The 21,562-nt window shown below is 37.2% G+C and carries 22 protein-coding genes; 17 read left to right on the top strand and 5 right to left on the bottom strand.

The window, feature by feature from the left end; genetic code table 11:
* Positions 1–96 precede the first annotated feature (96 nt).
* The 3 genes from EFY79_RS18425 (at position 97) to EFY79_RS18410 (ending at position 4,656) form a co-directional block, all read left to right on the top strand.
* Positions 97–1,752 carry a tetratricopeptide repeat protein gene (locus EFY79_RS18425; protein ID WP_158605249.1) on the top strand — a complete coding sequence of 552 codons (1,656 nt, stop codon included), beginning with the start codon at positions 97–99 and terminating at the stop codon, positions 1,750–1,752.
* A gap of 510 nt (positions 1,753–2,262) precedes the next feature.
* Positions 2,263–3,393, top strand: a complete 1,131-nt coding sequence (locus tag EFY79_RS18415; protein ID WP_123122216.1) for a ScyD/ScyE family protein — start codon at positions 2,263–2,265, stop codon at positions 3,391–3,393.
* Positions 3,394–3,828: 435 nt separating this feature from the next.
* Positions 3,829–4,656 carry an SGNH/GDSL hydrolase family protein gene (locus tag EFY79_RS18410; protein WP_123122258.1) on the top strand — a complete coding sequence of 276 codons (828 nt, stop codon included), beginning with the start codon at positions 3,829–3,831 and terminating at the stop codon, positions 4,654–4,656.
* 541 nt (positions 4,657–5,197) lie between these two features.
* Here EFY79_RS18410 and EFY79_RS18405 read toward each other — a convergent pair.
* From EFY79_RS18405 to EFY79_RS18390, 4 genes are all read right to left on the bottom strand, one after another.
* A complete protein-coding gene (locus EFY79_RS18405; protein ID WP_123122215.1) occupies positions 5,198–6,061 on the bottom strand; it encodes an SDR family oxidoreductase in 864 nt (287 codons plus the stop codon).
* A gap of 2 nt (positions 6,062–6,063) precedes the next feature.
* Complete coding sequence (locus EFY79_RS18400; protein ID WP_123122257.1) at positions 6,064–6,459, bottom strand: VOC family protein; 396 nt, start codon at positions 6,457–6,459, stop codon at positions 6,064–6,066.
* A 129-nt stretch (positions 6,460–6,588) separates the two neighbouring features.
* Complete coding sequence (locus EFY79_RS18395) at positions 6,589–7,485, bottom strand: cyclase family protein (RefSeq protein WP_123122214.1); 897 nt, start codon at positions 7,483–7,485, stop codon at positions 6,589–6,591.
* Positions 7,486–7,852: 367 nt separating this feature from the next.
* Positions 7,853–9,151: a serine hydrolase domain-containing protein gene (locus tag EFY79_RS18390; RefSeq protein ID WP_123122213.1), complete on the bottom strand. Its 1,299-nt coding sequence runs from the start codon at positions 9,149–9,151 to the stop codon at positions 7,853–7,855.
* A gap of 57 nt (positions 9,152–9,208) precedes the next feature.
* Here EFY79_RS18390 and serA point away from each other — a divergent pair, with 57 nt between their 5' ends.
* The 5 genes from serA to EFY79_RS18360 all read left to right on the top strand — a co-directional run bounded on the left by serA (position 9,209) and on the right by EFY79_RS18360 (position 15,416).
* Positions 9,209–10,447, top strand: coding sequence for a phosphoglycerate dehydrogenase (serA, locus tag EFY79_RS18385; protein ID WP_123122212.1), 1,239 nt, complete (start codon positions 9,209–9,211; stop codon positions 10,445–10,447).
* A 642-nt stretch (positions 10,448–11,089) separates the two neighbouring features.
* On the top strand, positions 11,090–11,674 hold the full coding sequence (locus EFY79_RS18375) for a transposase (protein WP_123122210.1): 585 nt from the start codon (positions 11,090–11,092) through the stop codon (positions 11,672–11,674).
* A 215-nt stretch (positions 11,675–11,889) separates the two neighbouring features.
* Complete coding sequence (locus EFY79_RS18370; RefSeq protein WP_123122209.1) at positions 11,890–14,022, top strand: Eco57I restriction-modification methylase domain-containing protein; 2,133 nt, start codon at positions 11,890–11,892, stop codon at positions 14,020–14,022.
* Complete coding sequence (locus tag EFY79_RS18365) at positions 14,019–14,744, top strand: TaqI-like C-terminal specificity domain-containing protein (RefSeq protein WP_123122208.1); 726 nt, start codon at positions 14,019–14,021, stop codon at positions 14,742–14,744. Before EFY79_RS18370 ends, EFY79_RS18365 begins: the two co-directional genes overlap by 4 nt.
* Positions 14,745–14,855: 111 nt before the next feature.
* Positions 14,856–15,416 carry a hypothetical protein gene (locus EFY79_RS18360; protein WP_123122207.1) on the top strand — a complete coding sequence of 187 codons (561 nt, stop codon included), beginning with the start codon at positions 14,856–14,858 and terminating at the stop codon, positions 15,414–15,416.
* Here the strand turns inward: EFY79_RS18360 and EFY79_RS21490 are convergent.
* Entirely contained in the window at positions 15,379–15,624 is a 246-nt protein-coding gene (locus EFY79_RS21490) for a hypothetical protein (protein WP_158605248.1), read from the bottom strand. The two genes, EFY79_RS18360 and EFY79_RS21490, sit on opposite strands and share 38 nt — an antisense overlap.
* Between EFY79_RS21490 and EFY79_RS18350 the strand changes: the two genes are divergently transcribed.
* The 9 genes from EFY79_RS18350 to EFY79_RS18310 all read left to right on the top strand — a co-directional run bounded on the left by EFY79_RS18350 (position 15,608) and on the right by EFY79_RS18310 (position 21,381).
* A complete protein-coding gene (locus EFY79_RS18350; protein ID WP_148041970.1) occupies positions 15,608–15,910 on the top strand; it encodes a hypothetical protein in 303 nt (100 codons plus the stop codon). The two genes, EFY79_RS21490 and EFY79_RS18350, sit on opposite strands and share 17 nt — an antisense overlap.
* A 135-nt stretch (positions 15,911–16,045) precedes the next feature.
* Positions 16,046–16,663, top strand: a complete 618-nt coding sequence (locus EFY79_RS18345) for a hypothetical protein (protein ID WP_123122204.1) — start codon at positions 16,046–16,048, stop codon at positions 16,661–16,663.
* An 18-nt stretch (positions 16,664–16,681) separates the two neighbouring features.
* Complete coding sequence (locus EFY79_RS18340; RefSeq protein ID WP_123122203.1) at positions 16,682–17,794, top strand: hypothetical protein; 1,113 nt, start codon at positions 16,682–16,684, stop codon at positions 17,792–17,794.
* Between the two features lie 131 nt (positions 17,795–17,925).
* On the top strand, positions 17,926–18,450 hold the full coding sequence (locus EFY79_RS18335; protein ID WP_123122202.1) for a hypothetical protein: 525 nt from the start codon (positions 17,926–17,928) through the stop codon (positions 18,448–18,450).
* A 429-nt stretch (positions 18,451–18,879) separates the two neighbouring features.
* The gene (locus EFY79_RS18330) at positions 18,880–19,107 is read left to right on the top strand and encodes a UPF0175 family protein (protein WP_123122201.1); all 228 of its coding nucleotides are present in this window, start codon (positions 18,880–18,882) and stop codon (positions 19,105–19,107) included.
* Positions 19,100–19,561: a DUF3368 domain-containing protein gene (locus tag EFY79_RS18325; RefSeq protein WP_123122200.1), complete on the top strand. Its 462-nt coding sequence runs from the start codon at positions 19,100–19,102 to the stop codon at positions 19,559–19,561. Before EFY79_RS18330 ends, EFY79_RS18325 begins: the two co-directional genes overlap by 8 nt.
* 110 nt (positions 19,562–19,671) lie before the next feature.
* Positions 19,672–19,875 carry a hypothetical protein gene (locus EFY79_RS18320; protein WP_123122199.1) on the top strand — a complete coding sequence of 68 codons (204 nt, stop codon included), beginning with the start codon at positions 19,672–19,674 and terminating at the stop codon, positions 19,873–19,875.
* Between the two features lie 191 nt (positions 19,876–20,066).
* Positions 20,067–20,774 carry an HIRAN domain-containing protein gene (locus tag EFY79_RS18315; RefSeq protein ID WP_123122198.1) on the top strand — a complete coding sequence of 236 codons (708 nt, stop codon included), beginning with the start codon at positions 20,067–20,069 and terminating at the stop codon, positions 20,772–20,774.
* Positions 20,775–20,940: 166 nt separating this feature from the next.
* Positions 20,941–21,381, top strand: a complete 441-nt coding sequence (locus EFY79_RS18310; RefSeq protein ID WP_123122197.1) for a hypothetical protein — start codon at positions 20,941–20,943, stop codon at positions 21,379–21,381.
* Positions 21,382–21,562: the final 181 nt, after the last annotated feature.

Raw genomic sequence — 21,562 nt, 5'->3', positions numbered from 1 at the left:
CAAAGCTTTCCAATTTAATGAATACAATCTGCTTTTAAAATATTAAAATTTATCAAATATTGATTAATTTACAATTGCCAAAAGCGGATGTCAAAAATGAAAAATTTCTTCCTGCTTCTCCTTATTACTTTTCCCATAGCGCATCAATCACCGGCACAGCGGCAGGGACAAGAGCGCATTGATTCTTTACTCGTCGGTTTACCAAAATCGCGTGTGGATACCAATAAAGTGAAACTGCTGATTGACCTGAGCCATACCTATTATTCTATAAATCCCGACGAAGGTTTGCGTTATGGAAAAAGTGCCTTAGCGCTTGCAGAAAAATTGGCCTGGAAAAAAGGAATAGCCAATGCCTACAGAACCATAGCGGGCAATTACGGGTTTGGAAAATCTGACTACGCCACCGCACTGGAATATTCTTTAAAGGGATTACAACAATTCCGGGACATCGACGACAAGACGGGAACGGCGCGGATGCTTAGTGATATCGGCGTAATTCACTGGTATCTATCACAATACCCGGACGCTTTAAAATATTATTTTGATGCATTGCGCATTAATGAGGAGATAGGCAATAAGCCCGACATAGCGGTTACTTTATGTAATATCGGCATTGTTTATAACAGCCAGAAAGAGTATCAGAAAGCGCTGAACTATATTACAAAAGCAAACTCAATTGATGAGCAAATGGGAAATAAAGGCGGCATAGCCGCTAATCTTGGCGATATTGGCGAGTTGTACCGCAATTTAAACAACCCTGAAAAAGCGCTTCAATACAATTTTAAATCACTGCAGTTGTATAAAGAATTGGGTGATAAAAATGGAATAGCGAGAGATCTGGGTAATATCGGGGTGATTTATGCTGAACAAAAAGATTACAGAAAAGCGCTGGAATATCATTTTCAATCGCTGGCAATAAGTGAAGAGTTAGGGGTAAAAATTGAAACCGCTGCCAGCCTGGGCAATATAGGAAACATTTATTTGGAGCTGGCAAGAGACACTGCAAAAGGAAAGACAGCCACGTTGCAAAAGGCCAAAGCCTATACTGACAGTGCGATACAGATCAGTAAAGAAATTGGTGATTTAAATACTTTGTCTTCCTGCTACAATCAATTAAGTGAAATACAGGCGTTGCTTGGTGATAACAATGGGGCATTGGCGAGTTACAAGAATTTTTCCGTTTTAAAAGATTCCATGTTCAATATAGAAAAAAACAAAAAGCTTACCGAAACGGCGATGCAATATGCGTTTGATAAAAAAGAAGCCGCAGCGCGGGCAACGCAGGAAAAAAAAGATATCATGCAACGCAATATCCGCAATTCAATTATTGCAGGCAGCGCCGTATTGTTGTTGCTGCTTGTAGCATTGATTAACCGGTACCGGTATAAGCAAAAAGCGAATATCAAGTTGGAGGCAGCATATGAAAATTTAAAAAGCACGCAGGAGCAACTGGTACAATCTGAGAAGATGGCGGCATTTGGTGTGATGGCAAAGCGTATGGCGCACGAAATACAAAATCCGCTCAATTTCGTCAATAACTTTTCAGATGTTTCCAAAGACCTGGTAGAGGAAATGGTTTCTTCCGGAGATGAAGAAGATAAGAAACAAATTGCGGAGGATTTAATGAGCAATCTTGAAAGAATAAATCATCACGGCAAGCGGGCGGCAGACATCATCAATCACCTGCAGGAGCGTGCCCGGTTAGGCACGGCGCAACAATTTTTCGAAGAGGAAGAAAGTAATAATTTGTAATGGCGCGCCTCAGTTTTCAATGTTGCCAGGAAAAAGAATCACTTCGCCGAAAACACGAATCTTTATTATTTACTGCTTCACTGTCATTTTTGAATCATTGGCTGAAACCCGCATTTACACTGACTGTTATCGGTTTTTACCCGGCGCTTTGGTAATATATTATTATTTTTTTTAGTAATAAAATTTAATTTAAATTTGGTTACTGACCCTGGTATTTATTTTACTTCTCCTCCCACAGATCACTGAAAATTTTCATTTCTCCAATATCTCTTTATATCAATACTCGCTGTTATAATTTTTATTCCGCCAAAGAAAAAAATATAATAATGAAAGCCTTTTCTTCTCATTTGAAAACGGCCAGTATTTATTTCAGCATCCTGCATTGCCGGAATGATCCTTAAAAATCTTGCGTACAAAAGAGTCACGTAAACCATACATGCAATCGGGATATAAAATGGCTTGTATGAAAAACCATTTGTCATTCTATTTTCAAAATTTAAAATTTAGGCAATGAAAACAAAAAATTTATTTCAATTTATTTCATTGATAATTCTTACACTGTTCTTTACAGCTTGTAAAAAAAATGGTGCTCATTTTTGTAACGGCGATGACCAGATTACGGCCACTTCAAAGGTTTTTGCAACAGGTTTAAACAATCCGAGAGGCTTAAAGTTTGGTCCGGATAATCAGCTTTATGTAGCGGAGGGTGGTATTGGCGGACAGACTACCACCAACTGTACACAGGTTATTCCACCGGTTGGTCCTTATACCGGAAGCACCGACGGCAGCCGCATTTCAAGAATCAACACTGCAGGCAAGCGTGTTACTTATGTTGATAATTTGCCATCCAGCCAGACCAGCCCGTCCCAGGGAAGCCTGGTCAGTGGTGTTGCAGACGTGGCATTTGTGGGGCATACCTTATACGCTATATTTGGAGGCGCCGGATGCTCTCATGGGGTGATCGGTATTCCGAATGAATTGATCAGGGTAAACCCAAATAAATCATGGAACATGGTTACCGATCTCAGCAGATATTTAATGAATCATCCGGTAGCCAATCCTGAAGAAGATGACTTTGAACCCGATGGTACATGGTACAGTATGGTAAATGTCAACGGCGATTTATATGCAGTAGAGCCCAACCATGGCGAGCTCGACAGAATTTCTACTAATGGCAAAATCACCCGCGTGATTGATGTGTCTGCTGTAGAGGGCCATATCGTACCCACCGCATTGGCATATAATAATGGGAATTTTTATCTTGGCAATTTGTCCACGTTTCCGGCAATGAATCAATCAAAGGTATATAAGATTAGTATGGACGGTCGCATAACCGATAGCGTTGAGGGATTTAATGCAGTTCTTGGAGTGGCCTTTGATGAATCCGGGGGAATGTATGTGCTGGAAAATTTTACCAACAATCCATTTCCAACTCCCGGCACAGGTGATATTGTAAGAGTAGATCGTTCGGGAAGCAAACAGGTCATTATTTCCGGGCTCAATCTTCCGACAGCGATGACCTTCGGCCCTGATGGGAAATTATATGTTTCTGAGTGGGGATTTGGTATGCCTCCCGGTGGTGGCCAGATTTTGCAACTAACGCTGAGTTGTGATCAGATACACGGGAAAATGCAAAACTAAATGAGGTAAAATTACTTTTGGCTTCCTGTACATGTCTGCAATGTTTTTAAAAGGTTATCAGCAATGATAGCCTTTTCTGTATAGCTCATGCGGATGCAGTCTTCATAGCCGTAAGCAGACCAAATTGATTTATATATGACAGGTTGGATAAAATCCCATTTGACAAGCTAGCATCATTTTTTAAAGAAAACTAAATAGTTTCGTGCGCCATGAACCAGGGCGAGGCTCAGACCGACACTTCTTCCATATTTTGGACGCCTTCGACAAGCTCGTTTTTATCCGCCTTGAATCGTAGCTTTGGTATCAACAATAACCGTAATTTTTGATCTGAAAAGAGGAATTTCTGCATCGATCCCTTATCTGCTTCGGATTTTCATTGTACCGGTTATATTGTCTAGTTTTCCTTTGGAAGAATCAACACATAAATTAATAAAAATGAAAAAACTGGTTTGGTTATTGGCTGTTGGCATGATCGCCATTTCATTCACTCCCCGAAAAATTATTTGGGTGGCTATTGGTGATTCTATCACGTATTTGAATGAACATCCTGATGAAACAGCCAACAGGATCGCTAAAGGATACATGACCAGGGTGGTTGAAAAATTACCAAATGTTCATTACATCAACCAGGGGCATAATGGCTGGACCTCCGGCGGCATCGCCAAAGAAATTGATAACCTCGGTATCATAAAAGCAGATGTATATTCTGTTTTCCTGGGAACCAACGACTGGTGGGCCGGAAGGCCGGTTGGTGTGTTCACCGATTACCTTAACAATACCGGCAATACAACCGTGTATGGTTCTTTCAGGATTATCATCAATAAGCTTCGCAGCCTAAATAAAGATGCTCACATCATATTGATAACGCCCATGCAACGCGTAGACTTTGTATACATCAATGGCATGAAAAATAATGCCTGGGGATCGTATAAAGAGAAGAATGGGCAATCACTGGAAGCATTTGCCCGGGCTATTAAGGCCATCGCGAAATATGAACATTTTGATTGTATCGACCTTTATCACAAAAAAGGTATGGGCCTGAAAAGCCTGGTAAATTATAAACGTTTGAAAGACCCGGAAACCGGCAGGTATAAAAATTATCCCTATCCTGAATTTATCGGTATTCCTTTTAATCCTGCAACAGATGAATACCCTTATCCTGTAGGTGCGATGAATGTTACATTTGACGGACTTCACCCTTCTGACAAGGGCTTTTCGATGATTGCAGATTTGCTGGTGCCTAAATTGAAAAAATATTTGTGATCTGTAACCCACTTCAAAACTTATCGGCTGTGCCATGATGGTGCATTAAATCCGCATTATTTGTTCATTTACTCATACAATTCGGTTGCAAATAGAACTCGTGAGGTTTTCACTTCTTAACTTGTGATTCGCTCAATATTTGTTGTTTTTGATAGATAGAGAAAGCGGTTTTCTCTTAAAGTAGATTAATGCAGCGCGGTAATGCATTAAACAGTAGATTATGAAAGCAGTTAAAAAATTTACAACATTCGAAGAATTAAAATCTTATGAAAGCGATACAAAAAATTCTACAGAGCATTTTGAAAAAACACGAAGCCTTTGAAAAAGTTATTAAGGATATAAGGTCGCACAAGGTTGGCAAAAGCAATCACACCAGGTCAAAATAAATTGCATCCGACTGTCATATGCCGAAACAAGGATCCCGCGTAGTATCATTCAAGGTGGGAAGTAATGTAAGTTCTACTTACTTATTAAGCACGCACAGGTTCGCGATTTACAGTGACAAAAAAGAAAGGCTTTTTAAAATTAATATCATCATGCATTATGCAATGAAGTTTTCAGAGATACTTTCAAGAAAATAGTCTTCCAGTGTATGATTTCCGTATTGCGGGGCAACCATATTTGTTGTTAATACAGTAAGCAAAAATTCAATGGGTCCATAAAACCGTACGCTTGAGAAATTTCGAAGTAGAAACAGAATGACGTTTTTTACCCAAACCGGTATGTACGTAATTTTTTTCGGTTTGTTTAATGTTGTTAAAGCAGTCGTGGCAATCTGTGTGTAGGTAAAAATTTCCGGGCCACCTGCATTTATTTCACGTTCTTCACTTGCGACTGCGTTTACGCACACTTTAGCCAGGTCTCCGCCATCAATAGGATTTATTTGACAATCGCCTTTTCCAAAAAGATATACTTTACCTTTCTTTGCCATACCCAAAAACTCACGCATGTCTGAAAAAAATCCTGTTGGATTGATAAGGCAATAATTAATTCCTGAACTCTTCAGGGCTTGCACAAATCTTTGCTTTGCCTGTATGATTTTTAAATTTTCCATTTTGTCTGCATTGAAAATGTACACATAAATAAATCGTTTAACGCCGCTTTTTAAAGCTTCATGTAAGAGATTTAAGTTTGCCTGGTAATCTACATCCATATAATTCAGCCCATCCTTTTGCCTTGTGATGCCAACTGAAGTAATAACCGTTTCAATGCCGTTGCAGCAATTTACCAACGTCAGCGGTTTAGTAAGTTCTGCTTCAACAACCTCATCGACATCTGCATTTAATTGTTTTAATTTTTCACGGTTTCTGACAATCGCACGGACTGAATATTTTTGATCTTTAAGTTCATTCAAAATATGGCTACCCAGGTATCCTGTAGCTCCGGCTATTAATATTTTTTTCATTTCTACATAAATGGATTTGTTATATAATTGCTTACTTCAATCAAATTACTGTCAGGGTCCCTGAAATATACAGAATTGATTTTCCCGGTTGCACCGGTGCGCTCAACAATGCCCTGCACCACTTCCACATTTTTTTCCTTCAATTCTTTCAGAATAACTTTTACGTCCGTTCGTGAAATGAAGCACACATCAGCAGAGCCACATGTTGGATTACCTGCTTTTGGCTCAAATTCTTTTCCTTTTTGATGCAGGTTAATTTTTTGATTGCCAAATATCAACGCCTTTCTGCCGTTGTGAAAAGTAACTACTTCAAAGCCTAAAACACTTGAATAGAAACGGGTAGTTTTCTCAATATCAGCTACCGTTAACACGATGTGGTCAATGTTTATAATTTCCATGCTTGCAACATTTTTTTTAGATTTAATAATCATATTCTATTAGCGGAGAAAGCGGGGTTAAGTCGTTGAGAGCGTGAAATGCTTTTTAGAAAAATCAGCTCAAGATGGCTAAATCCTTGTTTTCTTTCGTCACCTGCTTTTTGGCAGTTTAGCCATTGCCCTTACCGGGAAGGTGCCGGCACCTTTAAATTTGGGAGGTGCAGCACTAAAAGTAAAGCCCTCTTCAGGTAATAAATGGAGGTTACAGAGATGCTCAACTATTAATATTTCTGCTCCTAAAAGTGTGGTATGAACCGGCCTTGTTTTTCCGGAGGTATCGTCAATATTATGGGAGTCGATACCTGCTAATCTTACATTGCAATCCTTCAAATATTTCGCAGCTTCTTCTGTCAGGTAGGGGTGGTTGTCATAATATTTTTCTGTATTCCAGTTTTTGTCCCAACCGGTATGAAATAAAACTGCTCTGTTTCTGATTTCGCGATTGATTAGGTGCTCTTTTGTAATCGCTAATGTTTCTGAATAGGGCACACTAATCACAATTGCATCAAGGTCGGTAAAAGATGTTAATCCAACTTCTGAAAGGTCCTTACCGTTTTCGAATCTATGAAACGGGCAATCAAGATAAGTGCCTGTATTTGTCACCATTTCAATTTTTCCGATTTGAAATTCAGTTCCTTCTTCATAAAATTGTTTTGAATTTTCCCTGCTTAAATAATCGCAAATAATGGGTGCAGGTAAATTCTTATAAGTTACCAGTCCATCTTCTATTGTGTGACTTAAATCAATCAATAAGTCACTTTCTCTTTCGGCGTTCATTAGCCTTCTTTTATGGGGTTCTGCCAAAATTGTTTTATTTAAGATTTTAGTTTCCCCTACCATAAGCAATCTTAGATCTTCTACAATATAGTCTGTAAGTTCTTTGTCAGAAATATCATCGCCCTGTATGTCAAGCCGGAAGTCTTGCCCTTTCAAGCTTCCTCCGTTGGTAAAATAAATTTCAAAATCAAATTGTACTCTTTTGTCCATGATGTTCCTGGTTTTTGTAGCCGCTGCCGAACATATATTTTCTTAGCAAAAGTAAACTGATGTAAAAAGAAGAACAAGGGCTAAACATGCCGATTTTAGTGGCGTATTGTGACATTTACCATTTATCCAAATGAAACACAACCTTGCAAAAAAAATAGCCGCGGGCAATTATATCTTTCAAAAAAATAACTCCGGTTATTTATTGCTTTACGGCATTCAATGTATTCGATCGCAATGCCTTAGTGCGCGTGCAATTTATTTGTATCGCTAAAAAGTGGGAACTTTTATAACGGTGGTGCTTATACGAAATTGCTGACGTTCGCTAATAAAATAAAAAACGGTATTATTTATGGCTTTACTGCCAAAGCTAACGCGATCTTTTTTTCCGTGTACTTGCCGGATGTTTTCTTACGGGCTTTTTGGGTACTGGCTGGGAATCCACATTCGGCTTGGGGGTGAATGGTTTTGTTATTAATTCTTCCTGTGGAATTTCTGCATTCTCATCCTCGTTTGCGGAAGGAACGGACTCGCTGTTAAAGATTTTTTCCATGTCCTTAGCCAGGTAAATATTGCGGTTGTATTTATTTCCTAAAACGATGATCGTTACCGAATCCTGTATCATCCGGATAAATACAGCATTGTTTCCATGCCACCAACCATTATGGTAAATCACTTTCCGGCCATCAGGATATACATTCATTCTCCAGCCATAGCCATAATTCCTGATACCGGGCTTTTCGTTGCTGTAAGGCGAAAATGCTTCTTCCAATGTTTTCTTAGAAAATATTTCATTAGTGTATAAGGCCTGGTCCCACTTCAACAAATCTTCCGGCGTACTATAAATATTTTTATCGCCAAATCCGCAATCCAAAAAAGTGAAGGCTTCCTGTCGTCCCCTGAAATCGAAAGACGGCATGGCTGAGGCGCTGTCTTTTATGTTCCATACATAGGTATCGTTCATATGAAGTGGCGTAAAGAACTGCTGTTGCAGAAAATCCGCATAAGATTCGCCTGATGCTTTTTCTATAATAAGGCCTAAAAGATCATAATTGGTATTGCAGTAAGTAAAATGCGTATTAGGCCTGGTGGCCGCAGGTTTGTATTTGATTAAATAGTCAAGCACATCTTCATTGTCGCAATGCTTTTTGGTATCCCATCCCAATTTATCCATAAAATAAAGATAGTTGGGAAGTCCGCTTCTGTGGCTCAGCAAATCTTTTACTGTTACATTGTCATAAGGAAATTTTGGAAAAAACTTTTTTACATCATCGTAAATAGATAGTTTGCCCATCTCAGCAAGCTTCAAGGTGGCCATGGCTGTGAAGGTTTTTGAAACGGACGCAATATGAAAAGCGCTGTGCTTATCAAGGACTGAATCTTTCTTTTGCACATTAAAATAACCATGATAATCTTCAAAGATCACCTTTCCTTTTTTGGCAACGAGTATCGCGCCATTGAAGCCTGTCCTCAATAATTTATTGTCATAAAAATTTTGAATTTCGTTTTTGTAACGCGCCGAAACTGCCGGCGGAATTTCTCCCGGTTCCGGAGCTACATAGCCCGTGCTGTCTGATTTAGCTGGTTTTGATTTCGCGCTGTTTGAGCTGCAGGAAGGAAGAGCAAAAAATATAATTACAACAACAACAAAAAAATTTCTAAGTGTCATCAAAAAAATTTCAGGGATTTAGGAGTTATATTTGCAATATTACATTACAATTTTAATATGCCTGAGAAAAAAGTAACTAGTTATCCTAAAGAAAAAATAAATATTCTTTTACTGGAAAATATCAGCAAAGCAGCAGCAGAAAAATTTTTAGAAAATGGTTATGTATCTGTTAAAAGACTAACAGGAGCGCTGTCTGAAAGCGATTTAATTAAAGAAATTAAGAATGTCCATTTGCTGGGCATCCGGTCTAAATCAAAGATTACACCCGCCGTTTTAGAACATGCTCAAAAGCTGCAGGCCATCGGATGTTTTTGTATTGGCACTAACCAGGTGGATTTAAAGGAGGCAACCAGCAAAGGGGTGGCGGTGTTTAATGCCCCTTACTCCAATACGCGCTCTGTAGCCGAATTGGTAATCGCCTCTTCCATATTTTTAATCCGGAGAATACCTGACAAAAATAAATCGGCCCATAGCGGAATCTGGATGAAAGAGAGCGCTGGCAGTCATGAATTGCGCGGCAAAACTTTGGGCATCATTGGCTATGGAAATATAGGTTCGCAGGTAAGCGTGCTGGCAGAGGCATTCGGCATGAAGGTGATTTTTTATGATACCGAAACTAAAATGCCCCTGGGAAATGCGGAGAGCAAAAAAACAATGAAAGATGTTTTAAAGCAAGCCGATATTGTTACACTGCACGTTCCGGATTTGCCTTCAACGAGAAACCTGATTAATAAAACCAATATTCCTTTTTTTAAGAAAGGCAGCATTCTGATAAACTATGCGAGAGGGAAAGTTGTAGACCTTGACGAGTTAAGAAAAGCCTTGCTCAATAACGATTTGAGCGGCGCGGCCATCGATGTGTATCCATCCGAGCCCGCCAAAAATGGTGAACATTTTGAAACGCCTTTGCAGGGTTTGAGTAATGTAATTTTAACGCCTCACATCGGTGGTTCTACCGAAGAAGCCCAGCAAAATATTGGCGAAGACGTAAGTAATAAATTATTTAATTTTTTAGAGAAAGGAATTACAACGGGCTCTCATACAGTGCCACCGCTCAATCTTCCTCCCCATGAAAATACGCACCGCATTTTGCACATTCATAAAAATGTACCCGGTGTATTATCAGAAATTAATACACAGCTTTCTTCCCATAAAATAAATATCCTGGGCCAGTACCTGAAAACCAATGACGAGATTGGTTATGTTGTATTAGATGTAAATAAAAATCTTTCGCACGAAGCACTGGAATTATTAAAAGAAGTGAATCATACCATTAAGGTGAGGTTGTTGTACTAAGTTTTAAGTTTTAAGTTATAAGTTTTAAGAACAATAATCAGTAACCAATAATTATAATCTCTATTTAAAAAAAAGCCGCCTCCCAAACGGAAGCGGCTTTGCAATAAAATGGGCAGTTAGTATTTGCCAATTATTGCACATAAGGACTGAGCATCATAGCGCCCATTACCTGTTGCCCTTTGCTGCCGGTAACAAACGTCCGGAGCCACTATTTTTTACCTGGTTCCAGGCCCTTGATAGTGCAGCGGCTGGTAGAGCAGATGGTTTTCACCCACACGCTCTGGCCCAAATTAACAGGGTGCCAATAAATATTTTTTTTGGCGTAATAACTATCTTTTTCGTGAAAAAGAAGATTAAGTTGCCACTAATAAATATCTTTTTTGGGAAAAAGATTAAGTTGTTTGTCACACAGGCGGCGGGCATCTCTGTCGTGAGGGTTATTCCTGTCACAAAACAATTATTTCCTTTACATTTAATCAATTAAATGCTTATCAGGGAAACTGCATGTATTCAAAACAGAGAAAAGTTCACTAACAAATTTTCGCGTGGATAGAACGTTACAATTACGTTTACCACCAGGCAAATTTTTTTCATGTTGCAAAAAACCGGATGACATGAATTTGTTATTACTCAATATTAGAAATGCAATACAATCCAAAAATACATCACAGAAGATCCATTCGCTTGAAAGGATATGATTATTCCGCTGCCGGATTATATTTCATAACAAGTTGTTGCCAGGAGATGAAATGTCGTTTTGGAAAGATTGAAAAAAATGAAATGTTATTAAATGAATTTGGCATGATTGCATATAATGAATGGATTAAATTACCGGAACGTTTTCCCAATTTTACATTAGATGTTTTTCAGATTATGCCGAATCACATGCATGGTATTATTTCCGTAGGGGCAGGGTTTACCCCTGCCCAAACCCCTGCCCAAACCCCTGCCCAAAATGACCATACCTGCGAAAATCGGGCGGGGGTTCGTGAATATGGGGCGGGGGTAAATCCCGCCCCTACGATTGGCGACATTGTGGGTGCATACAAATCATTGGTATCAAACGAATGTTTAAAAATTTACAAATCCAGGAATGAAATCATGGGCAGAATTTGGCAACGTAATTATTACGAACACATCATCAGAAACGAATTGTCCTATAATACAATCAGTGAATACATTATTAATAATCCGCAGCAGTGGGATAAGGATAAATTTTATCGGTAGGGGCGGGGTTCACCCCCGCCCATTTAGATACGGGTTCACCCCTGCCCGTTTGTATAAATATAATGATGATAAAGGGCAACCGCAAGGGATTGCCCGTACGCCAAAATGTAATGGGCATAATGATGATAAAGGGCAACCGCAAGGGATTGCCCCGGCAACAAAACAAATATTTCCTTTACATTTGATCCATTAAATGCTTATCAACCCGAAACTGCATGTATTCAAAAGAAGAAGCCCATTTACAAATTGCTGCACTGGTAGAACGTTTTACAGAACAATTGCCTTCTTATAAAAAAAGCGATTACAACGAAACGCTTACCCGTAAGGATTTTATTGATCCGTTCTTTAAAGCACTGGGTTGGGATATGAACAACTCGGCGGGCAATGCAGAAGCTTACCGCGAAGTGATCCACGAAGACAAAATAAAAATTGGCAGCGCCACCAAAGCGCCCGATTATTCTTTCCGGCTGCCGGGTGGCAAGCGCTTGTTTTTTGTAGAAGCCAAAAAGCCAAGCGTATATGTGAAGGATGAAATATTGCCTGCCTACCAGGTACGCCGCTATGCATGGAGCGCCAAACTGCCCGTTTCTATTCTTACTGATTTTGAAGAGTTTGCGGTGTATGATTGCAGTAAAAAGCCAAACATTACTGACAAGGCCAGCACCAGCCGCATCAAATACATTACCTATAAAGATTACCTGCCGCAGTTTGATTTTATCTGGGATAATTTCAGCAAGGAAAAAGTGCTGAAAGGCGGCTTTGATAAATATGTACAAAGCGACAGTAACAAAAAAGGCACTTCCACGGTTGACAAAGAATTCCTCGTTTCGCTGGATGAATGGCGCAAGCAACTGGCGCAAAATATTGCTTTAAGGAATATTCACCTGAATGAAGATGAAATTAATTATACCGTTCAGCAGACAATTGACCGGCTGATCTTTTTGCGCATTGCCGAAGATAGGGGCGTGGAAGAATACGGAAGGTTGAAAACTTTTCTACATGGCGAAGCGTATTACCAAAATCTCTTTCAATATTTTAAAGAAGCCGACAGCAAATACAACAGCGGACTTTTTAATTTTAGGAAAGATACGCTGAGCGCCGGACTGGTATTGGATAACAAGGTGCTGAAAAATATTCTGAACGAATTGTATTATCCCATTAGCCCTTATGAGTTCAGTGTGCTAAGCGTGGAAATACTGGGAAGCGCTTATGAGCAGTTTTTGGGAAAACAGATCAGGCTTACCCCCGGCCACAAAGCGGTGATAGAAGAAAAGCCGGAAGTGCGCAAGGCAGGCGGCGTTTATTATACCCCGCAATATATTGTAGATTATATTGTAGAAAACACGGTTGGCAAATTAACGGATAAGAAAACGCCCGAAGAAATTGCGAAATTAAAGATTGTAGATCCGGCCTGTGGCAGCGGCAGTTTTCTAATTGGCGCTTATCAGTATTTATTAAACTGGCACCAGCAATATTATAAACCCAGGTTTGATGAACTGACAACCATTGCCGGCAGCAACGAATACACCACCAAACAACGAACCGACGCGCAAAAGGAAAGGAATCATTTGCCATTAACGCCTGATGGAAACCTGACGACGGCAGTAAAGAAACAAATATTGCTGAATAATATTTTCGGGGTTGACATAGATGCGCAGGCGGTGGAAGTAACCAAGCTAAGCCTGGTGCTGAAATGTATGGAAGGCGAAACCAAAAGCAGCCTTGCCGCGCAGATGCAGTTTGGCGAAAGGGTGTTGCCCACGCTGGATGACAATATCAAAAGCGGCAACAGTTTGATTGACATGGATTTTTATGAAGGGGAGTTGGATTTTGAACCAGGAATAGAAAAGAAAGTAAAACCCTTTAGCTGGCAGCATGCGTTTCCAAAAGTTTTTAAGGAGGGAGGATTTGATTGTGTGATTGGGAATCCGCCGTATATACCAATTGAATTTTTCAATGATGCAGAGAAGAAATATTATAAAACGAATTTCAATGAACTAAATAGAAAATATGATACTTCCGTTTTATTCATTTTGAAGGGGTTTCAATTAATCAATAATAATGGGTTAATTGGATTTATATCAACTCAAACATGGCAAACTGGAGAAAATTATAATGATTTTAGAAAAAAAATAATTACGCAATACGGCATAAGAGAAATTATAAACTTACCGTATGATGTATTTAAAGATGCTTATGTAGATACAGGCATTTTCATTTTTTCAAAGAAGCCGGAAGCATTTTATAATTTTCACGGATTCAATAAGAAAAATAAAATCGAAAGCATTAATAATCTACAGTTTGAAAAAGTAAATTTATCTGAGATTAATAGGATAATTATAAATTGATTTATGATAGCAATCTGCATAAAACTTATCAAAGATTCCACAATGAAAAGTGTATAGATTTAGGCGAAATCAGTATTTCAACGCAAGGACTTTCCAGTAGTAGATTTAAGGAAATTAATGGTAATAAAAACAAATGGACTTTACCATTTATAAAAGCAACAGTCAGGCGATATTCATTCCTACAAGAAGATAAATATTTTGTTGATTTAGAAAATATGCAATCGCTTATTAAATTTTATATTCAAAATGAGAAAATTCTAATTAGAAGAATTATTAATCGGCAAGATAGAATTGATGCAACTTACTTTGCTGAAGAAGGTGTTTTCAAAAAAGATTTAAATCCTTTTATAATTACCAATAAGGACTTTAAAACAAAATATGTTCTCGGCCTTATTAATAGTAGTCTCTTTTCCTGGCTGTATATAAATAGTTCTTCAATTGCCACAAAAGATGATTTCAGGCAAACCACATTGGCAGAACTTCGAAAACTTCCTATTAGAATAATTGATTTTAATAACAAAGCTGAAAAATCTCTTCATGATTCAATCGTTCATTTAGTAGAAACGATGTTGCAATTACAAAAAGAAAAACAACAAACCACCTTACCGGAGAAACTCAATCAATTAGAAGCGAGAATAAAATATACAGATGATAAAATCAATCAACTGGTTTTTGAGTTGTATGGATTGGGGGAGGAGGAAAGGGGGATTGTGGGAGCATAAGACCTATTAAAAGTTTATGCACAACATCTAAGGGAATATGTTTATAAAACACTTGCACATTTGTATTCAAAAAAATTATTTTCGTAGATAGAAAAACAGCAATAATCTCCAATGAAAGTAAAAGATTTAAAGAAATATAAAGATGATTGTTATTCAGCTTTAAGTAGAGATCTGACGGAATTTGAAAAAAACTTCTTATTGGTTTCCGGAGGGATTCTTGCGTTTTCTATAAGCTTTATAAAGGACATTATTAAAATTGTGCAAGCTGAATATTTTGCTCTCCTATTTATTGGCTGGGGTCTCATAATTGTATCAATTGGTATTATGATGTATGCTTTTTTAAAATCCGCAAATGCAAGTGATCAATTATGGAAATTAACCGATGATTTTATTATAGACAATACTCTATATGATGATGATGATATTTTAACCAAATCACAAGTGAGTGAAATCAAAGGCAAAACAAACTCTTTCTTAAATGATAGTAAGGATACTTTGAAGAATTTAAGAAAATGGGCTGTAATTTCCTTTCTTGCAGGGATATTTTCGTTCTCATTTTTTGTCTGTATTAATCTTATTGTAGAAAAGAATTTGAGCTATGGCAAGAATGAAAGTACAATAAAAAAAATCTTTCCTAATGATACTTTAATTTTAAAAAATCAAAAACAATGAGTAAATCAATTCCCTCAAGACCAAACACACCAACTCCAAAACCACAACCACAACCACAACCACCAAAACCAAAACCACAACCACCGAAACCACAACCTCCAAAACCACAACCTCCAAAACCTGGGATTCGTGAACAACCTAAACTTCCTAATAAAGGTAATCCTCCCGGTTTAACACATGGATAATTCAAGATGATAAAATCAACCAATTGGTTTTTGAGTTGTATGGATTGGGGGAGGAGGAAGTGGGGATTGTGGAGGGAAAGACCTATAAGGTTTTCAAAACCTTATAGGTCTGTAAACTGCTCAATCATTCATTTAGTAGAAACGATGCTGCAATTGCAAAAAGAAAAACAACAAACCAACTTACCCGATAAACTCAATCAATTAGAAGCAAGAATAAAATATACAGATGATAAAATCAATCAACTGGTTTTTGAGTTGTATGGATTGAGTGAGGATGAAAGGGGGATTGTGGAGGGTGAAATTATTTGAGATTGGATTGCACTAATAACAATTGAGAAAGTATAACGCTGAATAATTGATTGCTAAATGGAATTTTTTAATAGATTGCTTCTTATAACATCAACACTAAATGTCGTATGAAGTTTTTTACAACCTTAAATAAACGTGAAACTTCTAACTAATACTATTACAATACTTGCCGAAATTGCTGCTATGATACTATCAATTATTTGGTATAGTAGAACATTGCAAATTGAACCCCTAATCGGAATTATTGTTTCAGGAAGTTCATTTATTGTAAGTGTTCTTATGAAATTTGCAAATAGACCTCGAATTGTTATGCACCATACATGGACACATTCAGGAAGAAATCCACGAGGCTATACTGTTAACAATCCACCTGTAATTTACGTAGGAATAAATAATCCACAAATGTATTGGCGTTTAAGCTGGAATTATAGATTAGAAATTAGGAACAATTCAAGCTTTACTGCATACAACATCAGAGTGAAATATGTCAATTTGCCTGACAAAACATTTATTGAAGGGGAGTTTGGAAAAATTGAGCCCTTTCAGACACACGAGACAAGAGAGTTTAGGGTAAAGTTAATTCAGAATGTTACAGGGACACATATTGATGCTGACAATTATTTAGAAAATAACCCAGCTATTTTAACCGAAACATTTAAAATTCAAATAAATTATACTGATGAATACGGTTTCCCTTTCAGTACAACCTATCACTGGACAAAAGATGACAATAGGTTTAAGTTGCTCCATTAAAATATAAAATCATGAACAATGGAAGAGTTAGGATGTTATTACTTTCACATTTTCTACCCATCTCATATTTATATAAATCAAAAGTCGCCTTTTGATTTTGAGTTTGAGGATTACAATTACTCAGTTATTATAATTAAGACTTTAAGGTCTTTGATAACAAATGATTTTAATAATAAAATAGTAGGTCATACTGACAATGAAGGTTTAAGACATCATGAATTAATTAAAAAAGAAATCGACCTTGGAAAGGGCTCTTTAGTAATTGAATTTACCGATGGCAATATAGCGTATGCTTTAGATAATCGAAAACATCTTTATACCGAGTTTTACACTAAAGATTATACGGAAATTGTATTATTATTTGAGTCTACCAAGAAAGCGGATAATATTTCTATAGCTCGTAAAGCACTTGATTATTTTATAGATTGTTACCGCCATGTTTCAGGTGATGTTCTCACTTTATCGATAACTAAAACAACATATGTATCTATTGTAACTAAAGAATATTTTTACATTTATTCTGAAGATGAATTAAAATTACCAAAAGAAGATAGAAATAAAATATCAAGAGAATTTAAATTGGGCGTAAAGCAAATGACACTTCCATTTTGGGGTACTCAAGGAAAACGCCTTCAATCAGATGAAACTAAAATCGCTGCTGACTTAACTGATTTTTTTAAGAAAAAATCAAAGACGAATTCACTACAAGAATTTCTTCTAAGAGCAAGAGAAGAGCTAAATGTTCATAAAAATTATAAATATGCGTTTATTGAAACGTGGACATCTTTAGAAGTTGCAATTGTTAGTTATTTGAGAAAAGCCAAACTAGCTAAAGGAATTTCAAAAAACAAGATTGATGATTTTGAAAGCCAAGTAGGAATTTCATATCTCCTTAATATCGAATTGCCTTTAATTCATAAAACAAATGACGAAAACTTTAAAATATTTATTAGAAAAGTTGACGCAATTCGAAAACTTAGGAATAAAGTTATTCATCAAAATAAAGACATTACTCCAACCGAAGCTGAGAATGCTTATCAAATAACTTTAGAATTTTTGAATTATATGGGTATTCTTAAAATTTTTCCTGCTGTTGTTGGCGTTCCAGCCAGCAATGATTTGGGTAAATAAGAATAAATATTCTATCGCTGTTTCAAAGAATTATGCCGAAGTAAAAGGGGCCTTATAAAATAAAAATCTTTAAAAAAAGTTCGTTTGCTGTTTTTAAGATTGAAGGATGAGGGGAAGGGAAATTAATAAAAATGAACAAAGATTCGAAAAATAATTTTTGGGTAATGGATTGGAACACATTAAACCAATTGCAGATTCTAAAGGTATTTGTAAATTTTGTAGTGTCTTTAAAATATGCAAAAGAAAGTGATAGGAAAAAGGGAGCTGAAATAAATTACTTGATTGAAAACCTGGATAATCCGGAAACTTTCAAAAACTGGAATGTCTGTCTTGATATTTTTGATTTTGATATTATGTATTCAAAAACAAAAATGCATGGTGTTTATTGGATAACATGGTCCGTTTTCTTTGAAAGTGGCTCGTTAGAAATTGAAGCAAAAACCAACCATTCCGACGAACCGCTGAAACATTATGGCGATGATTTTGAATTCTATGCCACAATTTTTTTTCGAAAAGAAATTCCTTGTGAGCATGTCTATATGGAAAAGGATTTGAAAGAATTTGTTGCCGATGCAATGAATTATACCAACTATATTACTGACTCCCTGAAAGAAATTGAAATTGATATTGATGTAGAAAGAAAAACTGGTTTTTGAGTTGTAAGGATTGAGTGAGGAGGAAAGGGGGACTAAAATACACCGATGAAAAATAAACAAGCGGGTGTTTTAGTTGTATGGATTGGGAGAGGAGGAGGTCGCGATTGTGGAAATTGTCTGAACTAAGATTTCTAAGATTGAAGGATGATAAGATAGGCAAATCCTACAATCTTTTAATCCTGAAAATCTTAGTTCAGACAATTAAAAGCAAGAATAAAATATACGGATGATAAATCAATCAACTGGTTTTTGAGTTGTATGGATTGAGTGAGGAGGAGAGGAGGATTGTGGAGGGTGTCTGAACTATGATTTATAAGATTGAAGGATGATAGGATTGTTATAAAAATCCAATCAATATTTAATAAATAAGAATTGCTTGTGAATGTTAATCTGCAGCTATATGTCTTTGAAATTCGTTAAGTTTGATACATGAAAACGGTAACACTGAATATCCCGGACACCTTAGACATAGACAACAAAGAAGTTGCCATGCTTGTTGCATCTCAACTATATGAGCAGGGTAAATTGTCATTAGGACAGGCGGCAGACGTTGCCGGCTTAACAAAAAGAACCTTTGCTGAACTGTTGGGAAAATATAACGTTTCCATCTTTAATTATCCGGCTTCAGATTTATCAAGAGATGTTGTCAATGCATAGGACGATCATATCAGATACCAGTTGTCTTATTGTGCTGACAAATATCAGTGAACTTGATTTGTTACAGAAAGTCTATGGAAGAATCACCACAACAATTGAAATAGTTACTGAGTACGGGGAGCCCCTTCCTGATTGGGTAGAAATCGAAAGCGTTAAAGATAACTATAGACAGCAGCTTTTAGAAATGCAGGTTGATACCGGGGAAGCAAGCGCTATTGCATTAGCTCTTGAAACACCCGATAGTACGATAATAATTGACGATTACCGTGCGAGGAAAATTGCGCAAAAACTGAAACTAAATTATACCGGAACAATTGGTGTTATCGTCAAGGCAAAACTTAAAGGGATTATTCCATCGGTAAAGCCGATCCTTGCAAAAATTAAACAAACTGACTTTAGATTGGGAATTGATGTTGAAATGCAAGCATTGAAGGAGGCGGATGAGGCAGAATAATAGCCACCGATGAAAAAATAAACAAGCTGGTGTTTGAGTTGTGTGGATTGGGAAAGGAGGAGAGGAGGATTGTGGAGTCCTAAAATCGTATATTTACAAAAAGCAAAAAAATGGTCATAGAGAGAACATCAAAAGAGATTATTTTTCGTTTACCCTCTTCAACTAAACTGAAGGACTTACAGGATATTGCTGATTTGTTCACGTTCGGGGAAATATCACAAAAATCAAAGGCAAGTCAAAAGGAAGTAGATGATCTGGTAAAAAAAATTAAAAAAGGACGTTGGAATAAAACCAGGCAGAAAATTGGCTTATGAGAATTGTAGTTGATACAAACATTGCTTTCAGCGGAATCCTGAATACTAACAGCAAGATTTCCAGAATTATTCTTCAACCAAATCGAAGCTTAATTTCTATTCTACAAGCGAACTTCAAAATGAATTGGCAGAACATTGGTAGGATTCAAGGGTTGCCAACCTGAGCATTTAAGAACATTAAAAAAAACCAAATGAACAGATCAGGTTTTCTTAAAAGGCTTGTAGGCATACCAGGACTTGGTTTCCTTTCTATTGCCCAAGTAGCTGCTTCGCAAAAAGTGTTTCTGCTGCAAAGTTTTGTGGCCGGTTTTCGCTTCTATAAAGGAATGGAATTGTTGCCCCACATGCAGGAGCAGGATATTGTAGAGTTGCGCCGCCAGCCGGATAATGAACACGATGAATTTGCAGTGGCAGTTTACTGGCAGCAGGAAATGATTGGCTACTTACCGGCTGCCTCCAGTGAGGTGAGTGCACGGCTGATGGATGCGAAAGCGTTGCCGCTTGTTGGTATTATTACTCATCTTCAGCGGGATGCGCAACCCTGGGAAAATGTGGCTGTTGCCGTTTACTTTTTAAAAGATGGCAGCGTTCCTGAATACCTTACCAAAGTGGAGCCTCCTGTTTATACTACAATTCATAAAAAAGATAAAACGAAAAAAAATACAATCCCTGACGTACTTGAATATGAAGAAAGGATAATCGCTCTTGATGGTATCGCTGATGAAGCAGCAAAGGCGTATTTTACCAAATATTATCAGAAACACAGGATGCAGATAGGCGGTAGAACGTATGTAAAAGTTCCGGATGATGGAATCTATACTTACATGTACGAAGTAGAATCGCTGGACTGGATAACTGCCGATGATGGCAAAAAATACCTGGAATTTGTGTTTAATTAAATTTCCTGTTTATCCAAAGTTGTAACAAATAATTCCTTATTCCAAAATACAAATCCCGATTATTTCTTCGTTCACTATTCATTATCTTAGCCATCCAAAGATAAATGCTAACAAGAAATGCAAGCAGCTTTTAAAGTTGTGATGCGGTCTTAGAGAAAAATTAAAAATGACAATCACCAAAAAAATCTTCTTACTTCTAATAATTTTTGCCGTAGTTGGCCTTCTTGAAAGTTGCGAATGTGTAGTTAAACCTCCTTGTAATGGCGCATTTAATTTTAAAGTAATCGATAAGGTTTCTCATAAAGATCTTGTTTTTGGTGCAGATGCAAGATATAGTTCGGATAGTATTAAAATGATCAATACTAATGATACTATTCCACAAAATTTTGTAGATCACTCTCAAAACCGGCTTCATTGCTACATAAATGGAGCTGGTGATACTCTTTATTTGAAGTTAAATGGAACAGACATTGACACCCTATTATTGTCATTCCGCACAGGCAGACATACCTTATGTTGCCCTTCCGGCCAAAGAAATGTGACAGGAATACGATTTAATAATGTTGCGGCAAAACAGGACTCTTCGGTTTTTATTTTTGAGAAATAAAGAAACACAATCAATTAATAACAAGAATAGAATATACCGATGAAAAAATAACAAGCTGGTGTTTGAGTTGTATGGGTTAGGAGAGGAGGAGGTCGCGATTGTGGAAATTGTCTGAACTAAGATTTCTAAGATTGAAGGATGATAAGATAGGCAAATCCTACAATCTTTTAATCCTGAAATC

This window comes from Hanamia caeni (assembly GCF_003721595.1).
GTDB classification, from domain to species: domain Bacteria; phylum Bacteroidota; class Bacteroidia; order Chitinophagales; family Chitinophagaceae; genus Ginsengibacter; species Ginsengibacter caeni.
This window is presented reverse-complemented; position numbering and strand designations above follow the sequence as displayed.